General features: G+C 38.8%; 23 protein-coding genes. 15 read left to right on the forward strand and 8 right to left on the reverse strand.

Going from position 1 to position 24,447, the window contains the following annotated elements; genetic code table 11:
* Window positions 1-13 precede the first annotated feature (13 nt).
* Window positions 14-961: a 3'-5' exoribonuclease YhaM gene (yhaM, locus tag OLD84_RS07015; RefSeq protein WP_209462195.1), complete on the forward strand. Its 948-nt coding sequence runs from the start codon at window positions 14-16 to the stop codon at window positions 959-961.
* A gap of 69 nt (window positions 962-1,030) precedes the next feature.
* Window positions 1,031-1,234 carry a sporulation YhaL family protein gene (locus tag OLD84_RS07020; RefSeq protein WP_209462196.1) on the forward strand — a complete coding sequence of 68 codons (204 nt, stop codon included), beginning with the start codon at window positions 1,031-1,033 and terminating at the stop codon, window positions 1,232-1,234.
* A gap of 41 nt (window positions 1,235-1,275) precedes the next feature.
* On the opposite strand, the gene OLD84_RS07025 is transcribed toward OLD84_RS07020, so the two are convergent.
* Both OLD84_RS07025 and OLD84_RS07030 read right to left on the reverse strand, forming a co-directional pair.
* The gene (locus OLD84_RS07025) at window positions 1,276-2,151 is read right to left on the reverse strand and encodes a peptidylprolyl isomerase (protein WP_209462197.1); all 876 of its coding nucleotides are present in this window, start codon (window positions 2,149-2,151) and stop codon (window positions 1,276-1,278) included.
* Between the two features lie 511 nt (window positions 2,152-2,662).
* Complete coding sequence (locus OLD84_RS07030; protein WP_245301485.1) at window positions 2,663-3,571, reverse strand: glycine betaine ABC transporter substrate-binding protein; 909 nt, start codon at window positions 3,569-3,571, stop codon at window positions 2,663-2,665.
* A gap of 615 nt (window positions 3,572-4,186) precedes the next feature.
* Here OLD84_RS07030 and OLD84_RS07035 point away from each other — a divergent pair.
* Window positions 4,187-4,543 (forward strand): DUF1878 family protein, encoded by a 357-nt coding sequence (locus tag OLD84_RS07035; protein ID WP_245301486.1) that lies wholly within the window; start codon window positions 4,187-4,189, stop codon window positions 4,541-4,543.
* Between the two features lie 23 nt (window positions 4,544-4,566).
* On the opposite strand, the gene OLD84_RS07040 is transcribed toward OLD84_RS07035, so the two are convergent.
* The gene (locus OLD84_RS07040) at window positions 4,567-5,052 is read right to left on the reverse strand and encodes a GbsR/MarR family transcriptional regulator (RefSeq protein ID WP_209462199.1); all 486 of its coding nucleotides are present in this window, start codon (window positions 5,050-5,052) and stop codon (window positions 4,567-4,569) included.
* 493 nt (window positions 5,053-5,545) lie between these two features.
* Between OLD84_RS07040 and OLD84_RS07045 the strand changes: the two genes are divergently transcribed.
* The 3 genes from OLD84_RS07045 (at window position 5,546) to OLD84_RS07055 (ending at window position 8,653) form a co-directional block, all read left to right on the forward strand.
* Window positions 5,546-6,760, forward strand: a complete 1,215-nt coding sequence (locus OLD84_RS07045) for a quaternary amine ABC transporter ATP-binding protein (protein WP_209462200.1) — start codon at window positions 5,546-5,548, stop codon at window positions 6,758-6,760.
* A complete protein-coding gene (locus tag OLD84_RS07050; protein WP_209462201.1) occupies window positions 6,753-7,595 on the forward strand; it encodes an ABC transporter permease in 843 nt (280 codons plus the stop codon). Before OLD84_RS07045 ends, OLD84_RS07050 begins: the two co-directional genes overlap by 8 nt.
* Before the next feature lie 95 nt (window positions 7,596-7,690).
* Window positions 7,691-8,653, forward strand: coding sequence for a glycine betaine ABC transporter substrate-binding protein (locus OLD84_RS07055; protein ID WP_209462202.1), 963 nt, complete (start codon window positions 7,691-7,693; stop codon window positions 8,651-8,653).
* A 180-nt stretch (window positions 8,654-8,833) separates the two neighbouring features.
* Here the strand turns inward: OLD84_RS07055 and OLD84_RS07060 are convergent, their stop codons facing one another.
* Together OLD84_RS07060 and OLD84_RS07065 are read right to left on the reverse strand one after the other, a co-directional pair.
* Window positions 8,834-9,190: a YtxH domain-containing protein gene (locus OLD84_RS07060; RefSeq protein ID WP_209462203.1), complete on the reverse strand. Its 357-nt coding sequence runs from the start codon at window positions 9,188-9,190 to the stop codon at window positions 8,834-8,836.
* A gap of 426 nt (window positions 9,191-9,616) precedes the next feature.
* Window positions 9,617-10,048, reverse strand: a complete 432-nt coding sequence (locus OLD84_RS07065) for an HIT family protein (protein ID WP_209462204.1) — start codon at window positions 10,046-10,048, stop codon at window positions 9,617-9,619.
* A 551-nt stretch (window positions 10,049-10,599) separates the two neighbouring features.
* Between OLD84_RS07065 and OLD84_RS07070 the strand changes: the two genes are divergently transcribed.
* Together OLD84_RS07070 and OLD84_RS07075 are read left to right on the forward strand one after the other, a co-directional pair.
* Complete coding sequence (locus tag OLD84_RS07070; RefSeq protein ID WP_209462205.1) at window positions 10,600-11,346, forward strand: ABC transporter ATP-binding protein; 747 nt, start codon at window positions 10,600-10,602, stop codon at window positions 11,344-11,346.
* Window positions 11,339-12,550, forward strand: a complete 1,212-nt coding sequence (locus OLD84_RS07075; protein WP_209462206.1) for an ABC transporter permease — start codon at window positions 11,339-11,341, stop codon at window positions 12,548-12,550. Before OLD84_RS07070 ends, OLD84_RS07075 begins: the two co-directional genes overlap by 8 nt.
* Before the next feature lie 36 nt (window positions 12,551-12,586).
* Here the strand turns inward: OLD84_RS07075 and OLD84_RS07080 are convergent, their stop codons facing one another.
* Together OLD84_RS07080 and OLD84_RS07085 are read right to left on the reverse strand one after the other, a co-directional pair.
* Complete coding sequence (locus OLD84_RS07080; RefSeq protein WP_280953275.1) at window positions 12,587-13,762, reverse strand: M20 metallopeptidase family protein; 1,176 nt, start codon at window positions 13,760-13,762, stop codon at window positions 12,587-12,589.
* A gap of 1,124 nt (window positions 13,763-14,886) precedes the next feature.
* Entirely contained in the window at window positions 14,887-15,321 is a 435-nt protein-coding gene (locus OLD84_RS07085) for a ferritin-like domain-containing protein (RefSeq protein ID WP_209462207.1), read from the reverse strand.
* A gap of 108 nt (window positions 15,322-15,429) precedes the next feature.
* On the opposite strand from OLD84_RS07085, the gene OLD84_RS07090 reads away from it, so the two are divergent.
* The 3 genes from OLD84_RS07090 (at window position 15,430) to OLD84_RS07100 (ending at window position 17,356) form a co-directional block, all read left to right on the forward strand.
* Window positions 15,430-16,071 (forward strand): phosphatase PAP2 family protein, encoded by a 642-nt coding sequence (locus OLD84_RS07090; RefSeq protein ID WP_209462208.1) that lies wholly within the window; start codon window positions 15,430-15,432, stop codon window positions 16,069-16,071.
* A 375-nt stretch (window positions 16,072-16,446) separates the two neighbouring features.
* On the forward strand, window positions 16,447-16,863 hold the full coding sequence (locus OLD84_RS07095; RefSeq protein ID WP_209462209.1) for a disulfide oxidoreductase: 417 nt from the start codon (window positions 16,447-16,449) through the stop codon (window positions 16,861-16,863).
* A 13-nt stretch (window positions 16,864-16,876) separates the two neighbouring features.
* Window positions 16,877-17,356, forward strand: coding sequence for a thioredoxin family protein (locus tag OLD84_RS07100; RefSeq protein ID WP_209462210.1), 480 nt, complete (start codon window positions 16,877-16,879; stop codon window positions 17,354-17,356).
* A 494-nt stretch (window positions 17,357-17,850) separates the two neighbouring features.
* On the opposite strand, the gene OLD84_RS07105 is transcribed toward OLD84_RS07100, so the two are convergent.
* Entirely contained in the window at window positions 17,851-18,357 is a 507-nt protein-coding gene (locus OLD84_RS07105; protein ID WP_209462211.1) for an antibiotic biosynthesis monooxygenase family protein, read from the reverse strand.
* A gap of 163 nt (window positions 18,358-18,520) precedes the next feature.
* Between OLD84_RS07105 and OLD84_RS07110 the strand changes: the two genes are divergently transcribed.
* The 4 genes from OLD84_RS07110 (at window position 18,521) to hemY (ending at window position 24,212) form a co-directional block, all read left to right on the forward strand.
* Window positions 18,521-20,710, forward strand: a complete 2,190-nt coding sequence (locus OLD84_RS07110; RefSeq protein ID WP_209462212.1) for a transglycosylase domain-containing protein — start codon at window positions 18,521-18,523, stop codon at window positions 20,708-20,710.
* A gap of 99 nt (window positions 20,711-20,809) precedes the next feature.
* Window positions 20,810-21,844, forward strand: coding sequence for a uroporphyrinogen decarboxylase (gene hemE / locus OLD84_RS07115; RefSeq protein ID WP_209462213.1), 1,035 nt, complete (start codon window positions 20,810-20,812; stop codon window positions 21,842-21,844).
* A gap of 26 nt (window positions 21,845-21,870) precedes the next feature.
* A complete protein-coding gene (gene hemH / locus OLD84_RS07120; RefSeq protein ID WP_209462214.1) occupies window positions 21,871-22,809 on the forward strand; it encodes a ferrochelatase in 939 nt (312 codons plus the stop codon).
* Window positions 22,809-24,212, forward strand: coding sequence for a protoporphyrinogen oxidase (gene hemY, locus OLD84_RS07125; RefSeq protein ID WP_209462215.1), 1,404 nt, complete (start codon window positions 22,809-22,811; stop codon window positions 24,210-24,212). Before hemH ends, hemY begins: the two co-directional genes overlap by 1 nt.
* Window positions 24,213-24,447: the final 235 nt, after the last annotated feature.

Consider the following 24,447-nt stretch of genomic DNA (forward strand, 5'->3'; position numbering starts at 1 on the left):
GGGAGGAATTTTTATGAACAAGGGGATAGGATACGTGACGGTTGGAGATTCATTTGATGGGTATATGTTAATCAAAGAATCGACCAAAGGTGTTGCAAGCAATGGAAAGCCTTTCTTAACCTTAATTCTTGGTGATGCTACAGGAGAAATAGAGGCGAAACTTTGGGATGCCTCAAAAGAGGATGAAAGTTTATTTATAGCCGAAAAAATCGTAAAGCTAGCTGGAGAAATAAATCAGTTTCGAGGGAAATCTCAATTGAAGATTATGTCCGTTAGGCCAGCACAAGCTACAGATGGGGTTCGAGTCTCAGACTTTGTTGAAAAAGCTCCAGTTGAAAAAGAAGTCTTGTCTGATAAGTTGACAGAGGTCATTTTTGAAATGGATAACCCAGTGCTTCAGCGAATCGTCCGGGCATTCATTAAAAAATATCAGGAGGCTTTATTAACGTACCCTGCCGCTTCAAGAAATCATCATGAATACGTTTCTGGATTGGCTCATCATATTGTTAGTATGCTTGGAATAGCAAAGGAATTACATAAATTATACCCCGAGGTTAATAAAGATTTACTATATGCTGGTATCATTTTACATGACCTTGGCAAGCTAAAGGAATTATCAGGTGTAGTGACGACAAGTTATACAACAGAAGGGAAGTTACTAGGACATATCCCCATGATGGTTGAAGAAATTGGTCTAATGGCTAAAGAACTGCAGATCGAAAGCGAAGAGGTATTAATCCTGCAGCACTTGGTATTATCTCATCATGGAAAAGCAGAGTGGGGAAGTCCAAAGCCACCCTTAGTTCGTGAAGCTGAAATTTTGCATTTAATTGATTTAATCGATGCAAAAATGAATATGTTAAATCGTGCTTTAGACAAAGTGAAACCAGGGGAATATACGGAGCGTTTGTTTGCTATGGATAACCGATCATTTTATAAACCGTTGTTTGAAGAAAAATAAGGTTATTTTTTTGCATGCTTGTACATATACATGTGTTAATAAGATGGACAAGGGAGGCTATGTAATAGCATGATTTTCGGACTGCCCTGGTGGGTTTTGGTAATGATCATTTGTATCGTTATAAGTGGATATATGGCGGTTAGAGCAATACAAGCTGAGCGAAGTTTGGAACAAGCGTTTATAGAACGCGAAGGAAATGTGTATATGGATCGAATAGAAGCGGCTCGTCACGATAAAGAAGAAGGACGACAACGCCAGCAAAATGTGAACTAAAAAAAGGCTAATACAAAAATGTATTAGCCTTTCGTTCGTTTTTAGCCTTCTGCTGGTTCCGCTGGTTCAATCGGTTCAAAAATATCTTCAAACTCCTCGAGTTTCACATCAATTTCAGCTTCTTCCATCAGATTATTAATTTTTTGTTGTGCTTCAGCTTGGTCAATTTGTTGAGCTGCTAGATCATTGCGGATTTCATCTTCCATTTCTTCCAAGGATTCCTCAGCTTCACGTTTTTCATTTACTTGGATAATATGAAAACCATGTTGTGTATTGACTGGATCGCTAATTTCGCCTTCATCCATGTCAAAGGCAGCCTCTTCAAATTCTGGAACCATTTCTCCTCTAGCAAAGAAACCTAAATCTCCACCTTGTTCTGCGGACCCGTCAATAGAATGTTCACTAGCCAATTCAGCAAAGTCAGCACCTTCATCAAGCTCTGATCTAACTTCATCCGCTGTTTCTTCATCTTCTACTAATATGTGCTGTGCGTTAACTTCTGTATTTCTACGTTCATATTCTTCTTGAATTTCTTCATCGGAAATCTCGATGTCTTCCGTAAGAGCAGCTTCCTGTAGCATGCCGATGCGTATGAATTCACGGTATTCATCTTCATCTGCAATCCCTTGTTGTTGAAGTGCCATTTCAAATTGTTCGCCTAATTCCTCTTTGGCTGTTTCGACTTCATCATCAATAAGGGATTCATCTACATCATAATTAGATTCCAAAACCTGTACGGTCACTAACTCATTCAATAGACTTTCTCCGTGGCGATCTTTTAATTCTTCGTAAAACTCTTCTTGTGTAATAGATCCCACGTTTGTTTCAACTACGACATCATCATCTGAATCTGAAGTACATGCCGCTAAAGCTATAACACTAGCTGTAAGTGTTGCAGCGAATGCCAATTTTTTCATTTATGAACACTCCTAACATTATTCGCACATTTGGTTAGCACATAGATAAATATAACACAGTTTTGTGGCAGAAATATAGTTTTATCTAAATTTTAAACCATTAAATTTGAAATTCTTATATAACCGTTTATGAGTAATATAACAGTCATAATATTCATTACACGAAAGAATTTTTTCCGCTCTACTGCTTCCATTTCCATTGTCATACAAAATTTATCATTTAATAAATTAAATATTATCAAGACAATAAGCCCGAATATACCAAAGAAAATAATCAATAAAAAAACCTCCCCCTACAAAATAACAAATGAATAATTGGTATCTAATATGAAAACATTTATTCATTTACTGTACCAAAATATTGACGGTCTGAACAGTGAGGAGATATATTTAAGGCAATGTTTTTATAGTTTTGACCTTTGGGAAAGAGGGGCTGATGGCTATGGGGTCAGACCCAATGTCCACACAGTAAAAGGAACAGGGACGATATCATCCCTGTTCCTTTTATTAATTATTCTCTTGGTACGCCGTCAAGCCATTCATCAACTAGATCAGGGTTATTATCAATATATTCCCGGACAACGTCAGCGGGATCCTGATCTTCCGCATGAACTTTCGGCATCAATTCGTCAATCATCTCATAACTTTCATCATATTGCTCGAGCACTTTGTAAGCTCTTGGGGCATCTTCTTCCAGATCTTCGCGAGCTACTGTGTAAATCTGGTCACCATCCCCACCGTAAACTTCTTGTGGATCTTCAAGCATTTTCAAATCCAATGTACCGAAAATCCAATGCGGTTGCCAAAGCGGTACAATAATCGGCTCTTCATTTTCAACGGCATCTTGCAGTGTAGTAAGCATCGCCGCTTCAGAGCTTGATGTCAGTTCCCAATTATCCAAATCGTACGCTTCGAAAGCTGTCTGCGTATTTTCCATGATTCCAGCGCCAGGATCTATCCCGATAACCTGCCAATCAACTTCTTCACCGAGCTCTTCATTACCCTGCAAGTCTTCTAGTGAATTTATATCTTCCATATAAGTTGGGACACCCAAAGAGAGCGGTGCCTCATCAAGCACTTGTTTCACTTGAACAATATCATCTTCATACTGTTCCCAGTAGGCTCCGTGCGTTGCCGGCAGCCATGCGGACGTATGGAAATCGGCTGAACCATCAGCAACACTGGACCACATTGCTCCAGCCTCCACTTGTGCCAGTTCAACATCGTAACCGACCATCTCAAGTAAAGCACCCAACATATGTGTACTAACTGTTTCTCTTGCCCATGCCACGTATGGTTGAGTTAATTCTTCTTGACCTATTTCAGGTCCTTCACTTGTCTCCTCAGATCCCTCATCGTCGGAAGCGTCACTGTTCGTTTCCTCGCTGTTATCTTCACCGCAAGCAGCTAAGAACATCATAAGCAGCAAGCCTAAAACTATCAAACCAAATTTGAATTTACGATATGTAAAAATTGAAAAAACCTCCTTAAATGATATTATATTTGCATACTTAACAGGTCTTTCAAATTGTATAGGAAGCCTGTTAAGCAAGTTCAACTATGTGTGCTAGTTAAACTAGCAAATTAGACAACTGTTCTTAATCATATCAAACAAGCTGGTAACTTGAAAACGAGTATTTCCAAGATAACGAGCATAAAGAAAACCATAATAAAGATAGAGGGTGATAAATGATCATATTAAACAATTTTCATCATATTTGAAGGCTCTTTTCGTAAACTATGTTGCTTTTAAATATTCGCAGCGAGTATTTACGAGCAAATTGAATCTATTAAAGACGACGAAGTGACTGACAAAACTAATTATGCGGTATATGAATTAAAGCATTTCGTTAAACACAGGTGAAATTAAGTTTTGGCAAAAAAGAATAATAATACAATGGAGGCGTTCTGTAGTAGAAAGAAGATTATTTTCGTTTTTAAATAACTTTACTCGTTTACTCTTTAAAATTAGTGGTAAAATATGCTTAAATGAATCGAGATTTTTTAATCTACTATTTGAGGGGGTTTTTCACAATTGAAAACGTTAAATAATAATGATACAACGTCCTTTCATTTACAGTTACTTTCCAAAATTATGGATATGAATGAGTATCCATTTATTAATCTAATTATAGAGAATGATATTACATATAAAGAGTTTGAGGAACTTATGCATTTGCTGCAAAAGTTAGATGCTCAATACAACATTCAAAAAGAAGAAGGATTTTTGGATTTCACATCTTTATTGGTACAATTTGCGGGTATGCTTACGGAAAAACTTGATCCCAATAATACAATTTACGCATTAAAAAAAGAAGGATATTTTCCTTCATTAATAACAGCTTTTACTAGCATTATAGAGTATGAAGAAATAAGAGGGAAACGAAGATGATCGGGGGACCCGTCATCTTCGAATCATTCTTGCTTCATATCTCTGAACAATTCTTCTACTAAGCTATGAAACTCCAGAATGTCATTCAAACTTTTATCAAGTTGTACCAGTTCGCCCGATGATTCTTCTTTCTTCTTCTGATGAATAAGACTTTTACTCTCCTCTAAAGCTCCTTTTTGACGGTTTGTGGTATCAATCCATTTAGTAATATAGGAGTTCATAAATGTTTTAAATAGTTGATTATTCGCTTGATATAAATCTTTTCGAACTCCTTTTTTCCATACACGTGTTACGAGATTTAAATCCGCTAATGTACGTACACTTGTACTCATGGAAGTTTTGCTTTTTCCTATTGCCTCACCCATCTCATCCAGGGTTAGCGGTTTTTCCGATAAGTACAAATAGGCAAATAAACGTGCTTCCACAGAGCTTAAATCAAAATTTTCAATTGTTTTCGAGAATTCGATCATTAGATTGTTTTTAATATCTTCATTACTGGGAATGTTCATGTAATCCTCCTAAACCCTTGATATATCAAGGCTACACTAAAATAAAATATATTGAAAATCAGTAATTACCCAGTATTATTAAGTAAATCGAAGGAATTTAGAGATACAACTATATAAATTACATACAGAATAAACTGTACGTAAAATATATACAAAATTAATGGTATTTAAGGATTGTAATATAACTGCAATATGGTTTATAGTATTAAAAGTGAGCAATACGAGGCAGTTAAATTTAAAGTTAAAGCCAATATACATTATTGGTGTTGTTTTATGGATTTATTCTGATGAAAAAGTCGCATGACTATTATCCTCGTTGTACAAGATTGTTGGAAAAGGGGGAAAAATGGGAATGGTAGGGATCCCCTGTGGTTACGGGCAAACTCTATCAAAGTTTGTTAATCTTTTAAACTTACATTGCAGAATTTGGGAAAAATTCTGTATAAAAAAAGAGTAACGACAATAAAGTTTTGTCGTTAAGTGAGGTGAAAAAATGAGTAAAATAAAGGTAGATCGATTAACGAAAATATTCGGCAGGCGTCCGAAACAAGCTGTCAAATATCTGGATGAAAGCAAGACAAAGGATGAAATTCTGGAGTTAACCGGGATGACAGTGGGTGTTAATCAAGCTACATTCGATGTTCAGGATGGCGAAGTCTTTGTAATCATGGGCCTTTCCGGCAGTGGTAAATCCACACTCGTTCGTATGCTGAACCGTTTGATCGAACCATCCTCAGGTAGTGTTTGGTTTGATGATGAAAACATAACAGAAATGAATAAGGATCAGCTGCGGGAAATGCGCAGAAAAAAAATGAGCATGGTTTTCCAGAACTTTGCTTTGCTCCCGCATAAGACAATAATGAAGAACGCTGAATACGGTCTGGAAATCCAAGGAATTGATAAAGAGGAAAGAGAAAAGAAAGCTCGTGAAGCGCTTGAATTAGTTGGTTTGGGCGGCTATTTAGATAAGTACCCAAATGAACTTTCCGGCGGTATGCAGCAGCGGGTCGGCCTGGCAAGAGCTCTAGCCAATGATCCCGAAATCCTTCTCATGGACGAGGCGTTCAGTGCACTGGATCCGTTAATCCGGAAAGATATGCAGGATGAATTGATGGATTTACAACAATCCGTACAAAAAACGATCATCTTTATTACACATGATTTGGATGAAGCACTTCGGATCGGCGACAGGATTGCTCTGATGAAAGATGGTGCCATTGTACAGATTGGTACAGCCGAAGAGATTTTAATGGACCCTGCCGATGATTATGTTAAACGTTTCGTTCAAGATGTTAACCTTGCCAATGTATTCACAGCCAGTCATGTGATGAAGCGTGCTGAAACAGTGATGGTTGAACGGGGCCCAAATGTTGCCCTTCGGCTAATGAAAGAAAATGGTGTCTCCACGATTTATGTGGTTGATAAAAAACAGAAGCTGCTCGGTTATGTAACGGCAGACCAGGCAGCAGCCGCAGCTAAAGAAAGTAAAGGTTTGGAAGATATCCTTACATCCGATATCCCGACAGTGCATCCAGACACATTGCTTGGTGATATATTTGAACCGATGGCTGATGATAAAGCGCCACTGTCGGTAGTAGATGATTCGGGCAAGTTGGTTGGGATTGTTGTCAGAGGAGCAATTATCGGTGCTCTTGCCGGTGATGATAAGGTATTGAACGGAAATGGGGGTGAAGAAGTAAATGAATGATGCAGAAGGAACACTTTTCCCCAAACTTCCGTTGGCTGAATGGGTGGAAGCATTTGTTGACTTTTTGACGGCCTCATTCGGGGCAGTATTTGATGCGATCACTGCAGTAATTGGATTCATTACGGAGAACTTTGTAGTAGTGCTTGAGTTAGTCCCGCCAATTTTGCTGATTGTAGTTGTGGCACTTCTGGCATGGTGGGTTGTGAGCTATAAACTAGGCCTTTTCGCACTTATTGGTCTTGGTCTTATTAACAACCTTGGCTATTGGCCGGAAACCCTTGAGACGGTAGCACTTGTTATTGTCTCGGTTGTGGCATCGATGATCATCGGAATTCCGGTTGGTATTTGGATGTCCCAGAAAAAATCCGTAGAGACGGTGATCACACCGATTCTGGATTTCATGCAGACGATGCCAGCATTTGTTTATTTGATTCCAGCGGTTGTCTTCTTCAGTCTGGGTATGGTTCCTGGTGTTGTGGCTACCATTATATTCTCCATGCCGCCTACCGTCAGGCTCACAAACCTCGGTATCCGGCAAGTGGATCAGGAATTGATTGAGGCATCCAATGCATTTGGTTCATCAACTGGTCAGAGGCTGGGGAAAGTGCAAATACCACTTGCCACGCCATCAATCATGGCAGGTATTAACCAGACAATCATGCTTTCATTATCGATGGTTGTTATTGCCTCAATGGTAGGAGCCCCCGGTCTTGGTACAGTTGTATATAGGGCTGTAACACAGGTTGCGATTGGACCTGGATTTGAAGGTGGTCTGTCCCTTGTTATCGTTGCGATGTTACTTGACCGAATTACAAAAGGGGCAGTTAAAAATTAAGCATTTAAGCATGTTGTTCCCGGGTCTTCTGCATTATTCAATGATGCAGACCCCGAACATATAAATATTAGAATTTTAAAGGAGGTCAATTTCTTATGGTTAAGAAATTTAGATTATTAGGCTTAGCTGCAGCGCTTGTGCTTGTTATGGTACTGGCTGCATGTGGCGGCGGAGGCAGCGAAGAGGAAAGTGACAGCGACTCCGGCGACAACGGCAACGGCGGCGGTGACGACAGTAATGGCAGCGTGGAACTTGGTGAATCAGACCTTAATTTAACTTACGTTGCTTGGGCAGGCGCGTTGGTACGTACGCCTTTAATTCAAGAGGTACTTGAAGAAGTTGGCTACAATGTCGACACCACACAGGTTGAAGCAGGTGCGATGTGGTCAAGTGTTGCCCAGGATGATGCGTCGTTTATGACAGCTTCATGGCTCCCGACTACACACGGTAACTATTTGGAGCAGTACGGGGATGATGTAGAAGTAATTGGTGAATTCGTAGCGGAGGCACCACTAGCTATGACGGTTCCATCCTATATGGATGTTAACTCTATTGAAGATCTTCAAGATAACGAAGAACTGGGTGAAGAACTTGATTGGACCATTACAGGTATCGATCCGGGTGCCGGCGTTATGCAGAGTACTGAGACTGCTATAGAAGAATATGGACTTGAAAATTGGGAACTTATGGAGAGTTCTGAAGCAGCGATGCTGTCTGAATTGCAGACAAGGATTGAAAATGAAGAGCCAATCATTGTTCCTGGTTGGGAACCACATTGGAAATTTGCAGAACTGGATTTGAAAATGCTTGAAGACCCTCAAGAAATCTATGGTGGTGACGGTGACCGTATCGAGGCTATAGCACATACAAGTTTCCAGGAAGACTCACCGGCTGCATATGAAGTCATGCAGCGTATTACAGAAGATTACGATACAGAAATGGAAAACGAGCTGCTCGTAGCGGTTAATGATGGTGTGGATGAAGAAGACGCAGCAAGCCAATTCCTTGAAGACAATCCTGACCTTCTAGAAAAATGGACAGAAGGAATTGGTGAATAAAACACCAAGGATTTAAAAATAAAGCTGCCTCATCTAGGATGAGGCAGCTTTATTAATGTAAAATATGATTTCACAGATTGATTCTATAACAAGACCTCATTTCAATCAGACTGAAAGGTCAATAAGTAGAAGGTAATTGATTTGGACGATTTTAAAACCTTGATTTCAAGGTCATATTCTTTACTTTTTCACTTTATCCTCAAGGTCTTTTAAGCTTGATTCTATTTGTTCCAAGTACTGGTGGATATTTTCCTGATGGGGTTCAATTGTTTTCTTCCATTCTTTAACGGATTCTTTCATTTCTAGTGTCAGGTCCTTAAATAATAATGCGCCTTCTTTTGATGTTTCTGCGATTTGGTTTTTTAGTCGAGTCGCATCATACTTTACATTGTTCATTAAACCTTTCATTTCCAATCCTTGTTGTTTAACGCGTCCACGTAATTCACTGCCGGAAGAAGGTGTACTTAGCAGTGTAGCTGTAGCACTTACAGCACCACCAATCATAAGACCTAGTACTAATGATTTACCTTTTGACATAATTCATACGCTCCTTTCAAGTCTCATATTATCTTTTCCTTTTTTTTGGGTTCTATCAAACCTTATATTATATGTTTTTAAAAAATCCTCTGACATAATTTGTGCCAGAGGATTAAATAATACGTTCATTTTACGTAACTGTAATGGGGTGTGAACTCTTAAGAAGTCCTTGTACCACTGGATATATTTATAAGTCAGTATAATTTTGAATGCTTTTTTTCTCGGCTATGCTAAGCTATTTTATCAGTATAAAAACTTTCTTATCATAAGTGCAACTAAGGCACTATCCGAAAAGCTTGGTAAATGCAAAGTTTTCTAAAATTTCTCAGACTGTACACCGATTGCCAGTAGAAATTACTTTAATTATAACAAATATCTGAGTGAATTAAAAGAAGTAATTTTCAGATATAAAAATCGTTTAAACCATTATGTTTCAATTGTCCCATTAATTTCTTTCGCTATTTGTTGCAAATCTTCAGATGAATAGTCGTCCGTGTGTGTGATCCAATTGGATGAATACCCATCTCCATCGCCGTAACGTGGGATAATATGGATGTGTATATGGAATACGGATTGATCAGCAGCTTCTTCGTTGTTATTTAATAAATTCATGCCAACTGGTTTGTACACTTCTTTTATGGCATTAGCAATTTTAGGAATACGGGAAAATAATTCTTGTGCAACCTCTGGTGGTGTTTCATAAATGTTTTTTGTATGTGTTTTCGGGATGACGAGTGTATGTCCTTTTGTCACCTGACTAATATCAAGAAAAGCATATACATGGTCGTCTTCATACACTTTTGCTGAAGGGATTTCTCCATCAATAATTTTACAAAAAATACAATCGTTGTGACTCATTATTGTCAACACTCCCTCTATTATATATATACCTTATTGTATATAGGGAAAAGCTGAAATGCAAAGAAACAGGTATAACCCGCTTTTTACACGGGCTATCCTGCTTTAAGAAGAAGGAGGGTGGCAAAAACATCTAATGTTGGGGACTTTTAGTAAACAAAATCGTTAAATCAATGGTACTCTTTAACTTCAGTTGGTTTACAAAAACCTTTTTGTCAGCATCTCAAACTATGTGAGATGATTCCTGGCAAAAGGGTTTTATATCATTAAATGCCCGATCACTAACACCTCATTTTGTGTGGTACACATAATTTTTTGCAGTGAACACCCTCGCTTCTTCCTTTATTATTTTGAACAGATTTCATTTTTTTATACACATGAAATAAAAAATGTCGAAAATCATTTTAGAGTATGCTTTGGTATTCTGTCATAAAAGTGATAAAATTCATTTAGGAAAGCTAAAACTTTCCTATTGCACACGTGCAACTAAAGGCGAATGCCTCGTTTTCTAATAAAAGTTGTGAAATAGATGGAATTTAGGAGGATACATTGTGGACCCACTTTTACATATAGATAACCTTTATGGAGGATATACGCATAAAAATGTTTTACATGGTATATCGTTTGATGTTTACCCAAATGAAATTGTCGGAATGATTGGCCTTAACGGGGCTGGGAAGAGTACTGCTATTAAACATGTCATTGGATTAATGCATGCGAAAAGAGGTTCTGTTTCTATAAATGGAAAAACATTTAAAGAAAGCCCTAATACCTACCGAAACCAAATGGCATATATTCCAGAAATGCCAATATTATATGATGAATTAACACTATATGAACATCTTCGATTAACTGCAATGGCTTATGACATCTCGGAGGAAAATTTTGAAAAAAGGCTTCATCCGCTCTTAAAAGAATTTCGTATGGAGAAGAAGTTGAACTGGTTTCCTGTTCACTTCTCAAAAGGGATGCGTCAAAAGGTGATGATCATGTGTGCATTTCTTATCGAGCCGCCTCTATATGTTGTAGACGAGCCTTTTGTCGGCTTGGACCCTCTTGGGATTCAATCCTATTTAGAGCTAATGGATGAAATGAAAGATAATGGATCCGGTGTTTTAATGTCCACACATATATTAGCTACAGCAGAGCGATATTGTGACCGTTTTATTATTCTGCACGATGGCGTAATTCGGGCGAACGGGACACTGAAGGAGCTTCAGGATAGTTTCAACATGCCCCGTGCAACGTTAGATGATCTATATCTGCAATTAACAAAGGAAGACGATAGCCATGTTTGATTCTCATGATTTTTTTAAGCAACGTTTCTCTGCCCATTTAAAGGAGCTTAGTCGCTATTTACGCTATATGTTTAATGGACATCTTATGATTGCCTTGTTCTTTTTTATTTCTGCAGTGGCTTTTTATTACCAACAATGGTTAATAGAGCTACCTGAAAACTTTCCTGTTTCTTTAATTGTTGGGGGAGGACTTGGTTTATTAGTAAGTTATAGTCCTGTTCGAACGTTATTAAAGGAACCTGATTTAGTTTTTCTTATAGCTGCTGAAAATAAAATGGATGCTTATTTTCGAAATGCATTAATTTATAGTTTTGTGATTCAACTATACGTTATACTACTTGTGGCTGCAGCCTTTGGACCATTATATTTTGCAGCATTTCCGGATCGTGCTGGGAATGTGTATTTACTAACGATTGGTGTTGTCCTTATTTTTAAGGTAGGAAATTTAATTGCAAACTGGTGGATGCTTAAAGTAAGAGGGCCAGGAGTAAGACAAGCAGATTTGACGATCCGTACACTTCTAAATATGACTGTTTTTTATTTTATCATTAATGGAGATATGCTTTTGGCAGGGGTTACGACCGTCCTATTTACATTCGTGTTTCTATATGATCTAAACATATCCTCGAAAAATCCAGGGGTTGTTTGGGATCTCCTAGTGGAAAAAGATCAAGTACGCATGCAATCATTTTATCGTATTGCTAACATGTTTGCTGATGTTCCACATTTGAAAAAGCGATTTAAAAGGCGACAATGGCTTGTGTCAATCGTAAATAAATTACCATTTACACAAAATAATACATTTGACTATTTATATCGAATTACGTTTATTCGTAGTAGCGATTATCTAGGGATGTATTTTAGATTGGTTGTACTTGGAGGATTATTTATTTACTTTATACCGAATAGTTGGATGAAAATTTTGTTTGTTATTTTATTCTTATATTTAAGCTGTTTTCAAATGATGACGCTGTATCACCATCACCGAACAATTATGTGGTTGGACCTTTACCCAGTTAATGATACATTACGCTATAATGCCCTGTTGAAGTTTTTGTTTGAATTGACGCTACTTCAAACGATCTTATACTCGCTTCTGTTCCTAGTCATGCAGGATTATGTAGGGTTTGTTATAGCGTTGGCAAGCGGTACGGCCTTTACCTTTTTGTTTATAAACGGATACGTGAGACGTAAATTAGTATAAAAGCATGGGGGTCCAGTTTATGGAACCCCATGCTTTCTAATTAGCTTTATGTTGGTATGCGAAAAAGGCCTGAATCAATGTTTTAGCAGCAATTGGTAGTGCGCGCTCATCAATGTCGAATTTTGGATGATGATGCGGATAAGGATTACCTTCTTTATTTGCCCCTGTGAAGAAATAAGCTCCTGGCTTTTTAAGGGTATAGTAGGCGAAATCCTCGCCTCCCATAACTGGGACTACTTCTTCGGCTGTATGAATTTCTTCTACTTCTTTACTTGCTTCTAGAATCAGTTGTGCTTGTTCTGCATGATTGACTAAAGGTGGGTAGCCTTTTACGTAGTCGAAGGTGTAGGATGCGTCGTTTGTCAGACAGATACCTTTGATTACTTTATCCATTTCGGCGATTATTTGATCCTGGATCTCTGGATTAAGATAGCGGACTGTACCAACTAGTTTGGCTTGATCAGCTATGATGTTAAAAGCACTACCAGCTTCAAAAATGCCTATAGTCACAACGGCAGTCTCAAGTGGATCTATGCGTCTACTGACAATTTGTTGAAGTTGTGAAATTACCTCAGAGGCGATTACGATCGCATCCTTTGTTTCATGTGGATAAGCTCCGTGACCTCCTTGCCCTTGTATAAGGATCTCAAAACGGTCAGCACCTGCCATGAATACATCTTTAGACGTTTGCAGGACACCGAGAGGAGTAGTTGCCCAGAGATGTGTGCCAAAAACAGCATCCACATGATCTATTGCGCCTGAATCCACAATAGGTTTGGCTCCGCCTGGTGCATATTCTTCTGCATGCTGATGCAAGAATTCAATGGTACCAGGTAGTTCCTCTTGGTATTCCTTCATCACCTTTGCTAGTGTGAGTAAGGTAGAGGTATGCCCATCATGGCCACATGCATGCATGACACCATCCACTTTTGATTTATAAGGGACATCTTTCTCATCCTGAATTGGCAATGCATCAAAGTCGGCTCGTAAAGCAACCGTCTTTCCGGGTTTTCCACCTTTTAATGTTGCGATAACGCCATTACCGCCCACTTTTGTTTTATAGGGAATGTCTAACTCCTTATAAAAGTCAGCGATATATTGGGCTGTCCTTGTTTCTTGGAAAGACAGTTCGGGATGTTGATGTAAGTATCTTCGTATTTCCACCATTTCAGGGTAGGAGTTGTCAATGGATTTATGAATGTTTTCAAGCAATATGTAAACCTCCTTTTTAAAACTTCTAACTAGTATAACATTTAATATGTAATAGAGGGAGATTATTACTCAACGTATAGGCTGATTTTATTATGTGACCAGGGCTGCATACGCTATGTTTTTTAACAGATTTCCTGTTTTTTACCTCTTGTAACTCGCAGAGGTTGGGCACAATGCCACAACAATTTTTAGAAAATAGTTCCTCTAGAACAAAAGCGCAAGCGCCCGTTTAGCAACGTACAAACTGAGCTCAGCGCTGCGGGTGGTTCAACGTTGCCACGCAAAGTGGCGGTTTTAGTTGAACTTCCACTTCCACAATGAGATTAGATGAACTTGACTTATCTCCAATAATGGAGAAAGTCAAAGTGAATCTTATGCTTGGAGCGAAAAGGAAACATGCCCCTTCATAGGGGGATGCCGACGCCTGAGCGCAAGCATCGTTTTAGTCGGCCTTCCTTAAGCCAAGTGAGTAGATGTTGACTTTCACCACAAGGGTATAAGTGCGACTTTACTTCTGTCTACGCCTGCCGGCTTGGCAATCAGTAAGTCTTCTTTTCACCCACAGGGCATAAGTGCGACTAAGCCTCTGGCGGAGCCAATCGGCAAGTCTTCTTTATCGTAGTGGAGGAGTGTGAAGTTTGGGGCTGCGCTAAATGCTCGCCCCACCGTAAAGATTTGATAGTTGCTGGGCGCTGGAGCTGGACGTGGCTATTTCAGTGTATAAGTGATCCACAGCTTTTAAATTCTATAGTTTCCTATGCAAATAAAAGAAAAGAGCGCCCATTAAGGGCACCCTTACTACGGATACATTGTTTTTTGTAAGTATTCTTGCTTTTAACTATGTCACCGATATAAAAGACGACGTAACTTGAAATGAGGATGATACATTTACCCGCTACGGTAATACACTTCGCGCACCTTAGGGTGACCCGTGAGCCTCCTTGCCAGGGCAAAGACGTGTCTTCGGAAAGCGCCTGTACGCAGCAGAAATCAACCTGGTAGTTACGTCGTCTTTTACAGATCTTGTGTCAAAACAATTCTGTTCGGTGGGACGAGTAACCGCAAATGTCTTCGATGGGACGAGTAAGCGCAGTCCCAGTCCCAATTTTTTAGATAACAGCCTTTTATGAAAACCTTGGGTCTGCTAGTAAACGTTCAATTTCCTCTTTATGATTTGTTTCATCCGAAATGAAATCTTCTAATTTTACGACCAGTTCTGTGTAGCCTAAGTCTTCCGCTTGTTTTCTTCGTTTTTCATAGCGTTTGATCGTATCGGTTTCGGAACGAAGTGTTGCTTCTAATAGGTCTTTCACGTCTGTTGGCTGTGGTACGTCTGCTGAATTAGTTGTAGGTAAACCACCGAGTGATTTAATTTTTTCGGATAAATAGAGAGCATGCCCAAGTTCATCGGAAATTTCTGACTCGAAAAATGGTTTCAATGCGGAGCGGTAAAGTCCTGATACAACAGAGGCGCTATACGTATACTGAATTGCAGCACCGTATTCATGTGCCAGATCTTCATTTAAACCATCAATTAAATGTTGTAATTCTTTTTCCATTCTAATCCCCTGCCTTATTAAATATAGTTGCTACATAAGAACATTTCCCTTTACGTTTTTTTTAAAACATAAATTGAGGTATTATTATAACAGGGGAGGGACGGGTACATGTTGAATCGACGAAATTATATCATTTTATTTCTTTTTACATTGGTTGTAATCATGATAGGGATTTGGGTGAGTCAAATTGTAAGAGGTAATGTTCCACTAACCGATCAATGGACTCGTAATCTGGTGGAACGTGTAGATGGAACGGTGCTATTTTCATTCTTTCGTGCTGTCACGGAATTGGGATCGGAGAATTTTCTAATCGTGTTTACGATTACAATGGCGATTGTTATGTGGCTAATGCTACGTGACTGGCTTCCTGCTTTAATTTTTGCTGGAGGAACACTAGTTAGTCACTTGTTTAACATGCTGATAAAGCGTCTTGTAGGAAGGGATAGACCGAGTATTCTAGAAGCTGCCAATGCTGAAGGGTATAGTTTTCCTTCTGGACATGCGATGATAACAATGGTTTGCTATGGATTATTAGCTTATTTCATCGTCAAGAGGTTATATTCAACTAGAGCAATATTCCTCATACAGTTATTCTTTTCCTTACTTATCTTTCTTGTTGGGATAAGTCGTTATTTTATCAACGTACACTACTTAACAGATGTCGTTTCAGGATTTATTATTGGTTTTTTCTGTTTGATTGGATTCATTTATTTGTATGAATTTATCCAGAGTCAGCGAACTTCGTCCTAAGGATGAGAAGGCTTCATTGTCTCTGAAATGTTCACTGTTTAAAAAAGGCTGTTTTCTAAAAGATGTTTGTTTTTGATGCAAATTCTATAAAAGACGACGCAACTACTGTTTGCTATAAGTGTTTGCTATAAATGCCGTTCGGGGTCGCTCTGGGCGGATGCTTTCCGTGGGCACGGCTTCAGCCTTCGACGCACAGGACGTTGTCTTTTATATCAACTGCGAAGTTTTAAAGGTAACAATACTTACGAAGCCCCTTTAAAAATCATAGTTCAATAATCTGTCATATATGTAGAGACTTTTAAAGCAGACAGATTGTTTTTTTTTCTTGGTATTTGTATACTATTAATATGGATAAACGAGAGAGGATATTTGTATATGAAAAAAGATCAACTAAATGAAAATATATTGTTCTTTATTTGGGGAGTATCCTTTATTGCTGTAGCAGGGAGTTTGTTTTATTCAGAAGTAATTGGGTATGAGCCATGTGAGCTTTGCTGGATACAACGAATTTTCATGTACCCATTAGTAGTCATATATGGTGTAGCTGCAATTAAAAAAGATATTTCCATTGCACTGCCGGGTCTTATATTAAGTGGGATAGGCATATTGATATCAATTTATCATTATTCCATTCAAAAAATACCTACATTACAAGCCGCGGGAGATGCATGTGGCACCGTCTCATGTAATGTGCAATATGTGAACTATTTTGGTTTTATCACCATTCCATTTTTAGCAGGGATTGCTTTTATTATCATTTTTGTCGGACATCTTATTATTTTAAAGCGGTAGGGAGGAATTAATTATGAAAAAGAAAATGCTCATATTTGGTGGTATCATAGTAGCTTTATTTGCTGCGTTATTTTTCGTTACAAATTATCAAAACAATCAAGCCATGGAAGATAGTGATAACCCATATGGGAAGTCAGACTTGAATCAGGCCACAATCGATCAATTGGATGATCCATTATATGAAAATCAAGTTTTGCCTGAGGAACTAAGCGAATCGATGGACAATGGAGAAGAGGAAACGGTTTATTTCTATGATCCAACATGTGTCTACTGTCAGGAAGCAACACCAGTGCTTGTACCATTAGCTGAGGACCTAGATATTGATCTAAAAAAACTAAATCTATTAGAATTTGATGATCAATGGATTCCGTATAATATTGAGTCTACTCCAACAGTCGTTCATTATGAAAATGGCCAAGAAGTTGCACGTATCGGTGGATCAAGGCCAGAAGCAGAGTTTGAAGCATTTTTTAACCAACATGTCTTGAATTAGATTAGAAAACTTGGCTTATCGCCAAGCCTTAGTAAACTTATGCAGATAGGAAGTTATATGCTTTCTGTGAACAAGAGCTAACTAGTTTTATAAAACTAGTTAGCTCTTTTTATTGAATAGGAAACTATAGAATTTAAATACTGTGGATACCTTATATACTGGGGAATAGCCACGTCCAGCTCCAGCGCCCAACAACTATCAAACCACCCTTGTGGTGAAAGTCAACATCGACTCACTAGGCTTAAGGAAGGCCGACTAAAACGGTGCTTGCGCTCAGGCGTCGGCATCCCCCTATGAAGGGGCATGTTTCCTTTTCGCTCCAAGCATAAGATTCACTTTGACTTTCTCCATTATTGGAGATAAGTCAAGTTCATCTAATCTCATTGTGGAAGTGGAAGTTCAACTAAAACCGCCACTTTGCGTGACAACGTTGAACCACCCGCAGCGCTGAGCGCAGTTTGTGTGTTGCTAAACGGGCGCTTGCGTTTTTGTTCTTATTCATCTTCATTTGGTTCGTACATCTGATAGGTTGTTATAAATGGTTTAGCCGACATGAAAGTGGTTGGTTTAGCAGCAGCCTTTCCCTGGTGGGCATTTTTAAATGAATCAGAGTCTTTCCAGTTCTCAAAGTCCTCTACAGACCGCCATTGTGTGAAGACAATATACGTATCTCCTTGAACTGGTTTCAAAAAGCGGAATGCTTGAAAACCAGGCTCCTTATCTGCCATATTTCCCCGATTTTTAAAGCGCTCTTCTAAAATTGCTTTTCCATCTTCTATAACTGGTATATTATTCATTACGACATAGCCATCTTCTTTAATTTCTCCAGTTTGAAGAAGCACTTCATACTCACTTCCGGCAGAAAATATTTGCTTGGATATCCCTTCATAATAAGCCAGCGTTCCTGAACTACTATTCATTAAATGTAAATTGATTTCTTGATGTTTATCTTCTAGTTTCTGTAAAAATTCTATTGTGCCAATCGTCATAAATGCTTTCATGTATCATTCCCCTTTCTTGATCTCTATAATCTCATAATACCCTATTCTATGTCCTGTTAATCAACTTAGTTTAGCCGAATCGTTTACGAATTAGAAGTAAAATTACTTTCGAACTGTCACAAATTGTCGTATAATAGGAGAGTGAATGTGTAGAGGTGAACAGATGGATACAATAAAAAAAAGATCTGATAAACATAAAGATAAGCATAATAAGAAGCGATCCTTTATAAGTAAATTAAAAATCTTTTTATTTATACTGATTGTTATTGTAGGAGTAGGATTTTCGGGATATGCTGCCATCCTAGTTGGTGGCAACCTAATTGTTGATGCTGAAGATCTAGTTTTGGACGAAACGACAACGGTAGAAACAGCTGATGGGGAGGCTGTCAGCAAGTTATACGATGAAGATCGATCGGTTAGGGGTATTGATGAAATTCCCAAACATGTCCAAGATGCATTCATCTCTATTGAAGATAGACGGTTTTATGAACATTCAGGAGTGGATTTTAAATCCGTATTTCGTGCAGTGATACGCAATATTTTTGCGATGAGCAAGGTAGAAGGTGGTAGTACGATCACACAGCAATTGTCAAAAAATCTGTTCTTATCTAATGACAAAACCTGGACGCGTAAAGCAAAAGAAGTAATGGCGGCGGTTCATTTGGAACGAAAGTTATCGAAGAACGAAATATTTGAACTGTATCTTAATGAAATTTATTTTGGTGACGGTGTTTATGGAATAGAGAGAGCTTCCAATTATTTCTTTTCAAAATCCGTTGATGATTTAACCATTGCTGAGGGAGCGCTTTTGGCTGGACTTGCAAAAGGCCCGAATGGATACTCACCTATTAATCATCCCGAACGAGCATTGGATAGAAGGAATGTAGTGCTGAATGCCATGGAAGATACTGGAGTGATTTCGACGGAAACACGGATACAGGAACAAGAAAAAGGATTGGGCTTAGACGTTCAAGAAAGACAGGCGAATGCATGGGTGGATAGCTATATTGACCTTGTGATGAAAGAAGCTGCTGATGACCATGACCTGTCTGTTAATGAATTAAAGCGTGGTGGGTACCGAATTGTTATCAATATGGATGAAAAGGTACAACGGATTGCCTATGATCAATTTCAACATGATGATTATTTCCCAGGCAATACGGAAGGTGCAGAAGGTGCTTTTGTCATGATGGAGCAGGAAACGGGGAAGATTGTTTCGGCTATTGGTGGTAGAGATTATCAGATTGGTGATTTGAATCGTGTCACGGTAGAGAGGCAGCCAGGATCCATCATGAAACCTATTGCAGTATATGCGCCAGCAATGATGCAATTAGAAAGGTATACCCCCTATTCACTTATACCAGACTATCAATATGATTACGATGGATATACAGTGGCTAACGTCGATAATCAATTTGACGGGAGTGTAACCATTTATGATGCTTTAAAAAAGTCAAAGAATACTTCTGCAGTATGGTTGCTTGATCAAATAGGGGTGGACTACTCCAAGGATTACCTGGAACAATTAGGGGTGGCCATTGAAGATGATGGATTACCTATTGCGTTAGGTGGACTAACAGATGGTCTTGCACCAGTTGATTTAATGGAAAGTTATGGTGCGTTTGCGCGTAACGGTGATGTGATTGAATCATCGACTATTGAACGTATTTATGACAAGGATGATGAAATGATTTTTCAATCCAATTCAAATTCACGAGAGGTCTTTAGTCCGCAAGTAGCGTGGGATATGACGGAGATTTTAACAGACACGGTTGAAAGTGGAACTGCGGCTCCTGGTGAGTTTTCGAAAGCATTAGCAGGGAAAACGGGATCAACACAGCATGCACTCGTGGAAGGAGAAACGAATGATGCTTGGTTTGTAGGTTATACACCAGAATATACGACCGCTTTATGGATGGGCTATGACAAGCTGGATGAAGATAATTATTTGACTGCAGGTAGTGAATATCCGACCCGGTTGACAAAGTCCATTTTAACAGAAATGGATAGTCAAGAATTACTGGCAGAGAATTTTACAAAGCCTGATGATGTGGATGCACTTCCGGAGCCGATTGAACTTCCGCAAATAGCTGAGGTGCAAGCGGATTATTCATTTGGCGTTTCGTCATTGGGAAAACTGACTTGGCAAGGATCTCCTGATGATCGTGTTATCTATCGTATTTATCGTGAGCAAGAAGGAATTGACGAACGGGCAGGAGAGGTTAAAGGAGAAACAGAGTTTAACTTAAATGTGACCGAAGTCTTTCAATCAAATGACTATTATGTTGTTCCTTACGATCCGCTAACGAAATTAGAAGGGGATAGATCGGAGTCCGTGAGTTTGACCTGGTAATTTAGTCGAATTCATGACAAAAGGCTGAATTCACTGTACAGGTATTAGATAAATCGATATAGTAAATGATGGACAATAGCAGGAAAAAGGGTGGTATATATGGTAAAAGAAATAAATGATACGCTTATTAGAGCATACAACGGTGAGAAAACACAACATACACCTGCTTGGTATATGCGTCAGGCTGGAAGGTCGCAAGAGGAGTATCGCAAACTAAAGCAAAAGTATTCCCTATTTGAAATCACACATCAACCTGAGTTATGTGCTTATGTTACACGCCTACCTGTTGAACATTATGGTGTAGATGGAGCAATTCTTTATAAAGATATTATGTCACCATTGCCTGCATTAGGAGTGGATGTGGAGATTAAATCGGGTATTGGCCCAGTTATTCATAATCCGATTTCAAGCTATCATGATATTGAAAAACTAGGGACCATTAACCCTAAATCAGATGTACCCTATGTACTGGATACGATTAAACTTCTAACAGAGGAACAGTTAGATGTACCTTTAATAGGGTTTAGTGGAGCGCCTTTTACACTAGCTAGTTATATGATTGAAGGTGGCCCATCTAAAAATTATGCTAAAACAAAAAGTTTTATGTATCGTGAACCAGAGGCATGGTTTGCCTTAATGGATAAGTTGGCAGACATGACGATCACGTATGTAGAAGCACAGATTCATGCAGGTGCAAAGGCTATTCAGATTTTCGATTCATGGGTTGGCGCACTTAATGCCGCGGATTACCGTTATTTTATAAAACCTGTTATGACACGAATTTTTTCAGCATTACGTGTGCATCAAGTGCCATTAATTGTTTTTGGAGTAGGTGCACGCCATCTTCTGTTGGAGTGGAACGACTTACCAGTTGATGTTATCGGTTTAGACTGGCGCACATCCATTACGGAAGCACGTGAATTAGGAGTGACGAAGGTTCTTCAAGGTAATTTGGATCCTGCACTTCTTCTAACAAACTGGGAAACGATTGAAAAACGTACGGAAGCTATTTTAGAGGACGGAATGAATGATGGAAACCATGTATTTAATTTGGGTCATGGCGTGACACCAGATGTTAACCCTGAAACATTAAAGAGGCTTACTGCATTCGTTCATGCGTACTCTAAAAGATAACATTTTTGATAAAGAGGTGCTATGAAATGAGTAGGGAAAAGATAGGATTATTGGTTATGGCGTACGGTACGCCATATAAAGAAGAAGATATCGAACGCTATTATACACATATTCGCCACGGAAGAAAGCCAGCTGAGGATGCATTGCAGGATTTAAAAGATCGGTATAAAGCTATTGGTGGTATTTCACCATTAGCTAGAATTACAGAACAACAAGCAAAAGCAATTGAAGCGAATCTTAATGCTGGGCAGGATGAATATGAATTCAAGGCATACATCGGCTTGAAGCATATTGAGCCATTCATTGAAGATGCAGTTGAAGAAATGGCAAAGGACGGGATCGAGCAAGCTGTTTCAATCGTTTTGGCTCCGCATTATTCTACATTCAGTGTGAAATCGTACAACCAACGTGCAAGTGATGAAGCAGCAAAACATGGCGTAACATCGCTTGCTTCTGTGGAGAGTTGGTACAATGCTCCAGGATTTATTAACTATTGGGCAGATCAAATTGATGCTGTTTATAATGAAATACCAAATGAAGAGAAGGAAAATGCTGTATTAGTTGTCTCTGCACATAGTTTGCCAGAGAAAATTTTACAAGATGGGGATCCATATGTAGAGCAGCTTGCTGAAACAGCGAAATTAATTATAGAAAAGACAGCGATTAAAAACTATGAAATTGGCTGGCAAAGTGAAGGGAATACACCTGATCCATGGCTTGGCCCGGATGTGCAGGATCTAACGCGTGATCTGTATGAACAAAAAGGCTATCGTTCGTTTATCTATGCACCAGTTGGCTTTATTTCGGATCACTTGGAAGTTTTATTTGACAATGATTATGAATGTAAAGTTGTATGTGATGAACTCGGAGCTAATTATTATCGTCCTGAGATGCCAAATACACATCCATTGTTTATCGACACATTAGCAGATGTTGTACTAAAAAAAGTGAAGCGTGAAGCGTAATGGCAGACACTAAAAAAATAGTTATTGTAGGTGGCGGTATTACAGGATTATCTGCGGCTTACTATTTACAGAAAGAAATAAAAGCTAATCAGCTTCCTTATGAAGTAAAGCTAGTTGAAGCAAGTGATCGTCTAGGTGGTAAAATTAAAACCATGAAACGTGACGGTTATACAATTGAACAAGGAGCAGATTCACTTTTATCCAGGAAAAGACCTGCCATGAAGCTTGTTGAGGAATTAGGGATTGAAGATAAAATGGTTCGAAATGGCACAGGCCAATCCTACATTTTAGTGAAAAACAAATTACACAAAATGCCTAAAGGAGCTTTTATGGGAATCCCCACACAGGTCAGTCCCTTTTTATTTTCAGGAATATTTTCTCCTAAGGGGAAATTACGTGCTGGGTTAGACTTTATGTTACCAAAAGGAAAAGCAGCAACAGACCAGTCACTTGGTGGTTTCTTTCGTCATCGCTTTGGAAATGAGTTGGTAGATCATTTAATTGAGCCATTGTTGTCAGGCATCTATACTGGTGATATTGATGATATGAGCTTAATGGCAACATTCCCTAACTTTTATAACTTGGAACAAGAACACCGTAGTTTAATAAGAGGACTACAGAAAACAATGCCTAAGCCAACGAAATCTAAAGGGAAAAATCCGGGTGTGTTTTTCTCATTTGAAAATGGTTTAGAGACATTGATTGATGAAGTTCATAACCAACTAGATGAAGGAACAACGAAATTAAACACAGCGGTCGATCATGTAGAGAAAAAAGAGCACGGCTATCATTTGTTACTGAGTAGTGGTGAAGTGTATAAGGCGGATGCAGTGATTATGGCTGTGCCTCATTTCACCTTACCGAAGATGTTTAGTCAATATGATTTCTTTAAATCATTTAAGGATATACCAGCTACCTCAACAGCAAATGTTGTTCTTGCTTTTGATCAATCTGCTATTAAAAAAGACATCGATGGGACAGGCTTTCTCGTGTCTAGAAATAGCGATTATCGCATAACTGCATGTACATGGACACATAAAAAATGGCCACAAACAACACCGGAAGGGAAAGTCCTTTTACGTAGCTATGTTGGAAGGCCAAATGATCAGTCTGTTGTGGACTTGTCCGATGAGACTATTAAGGAAATTGTTATGAATGATTTAAAGAAGACAATGAAAATAACGGCAGAACCTGAATTCAGTGTGATAACACGCTGGAAGGATGCAAGAGCACAATATAAGGTAGGACATCTGGAGCATATTGCTAAGGTGCGCAAAGAGGCCCGTGAACATGTACCTGGTGTATTTTTAACAGGGAGCTCCTATAATGGTGTTGGCATACCGGATTGTATTGGTCAAGGTGAACAAGCTGTTGCTGACGTGTTGGACTTTTTAAATAGGTAACATGTAGAATACTGGCTTCATACGATGACTTATCGTATGAAGCCTTTTTTCCTTTTTTTGATGTCCTATTAGACTAACGCTTCAAGAGTATGAATACGTAGTTGATTCGTTTGTTATTAACAATTTTTCCTCCCGTATTCGAACTGACTAATCTAAGCCTATCACTTTATTAGAAACCCTTGTAATCTGCCAAAAAAAGAAAATGCTCAAGTATTAACCTGAGCATTTTCACTAT

Origin of the sequence: Virgibacillus natechei, assembly GCF_026013645.1 — a bacterium.
GTDB lineage: Bacteria > Bacillota > Bacilli > Bacillales > Amphibacillaceae > Virgibacillus_L > Virgibacillus_L natechei.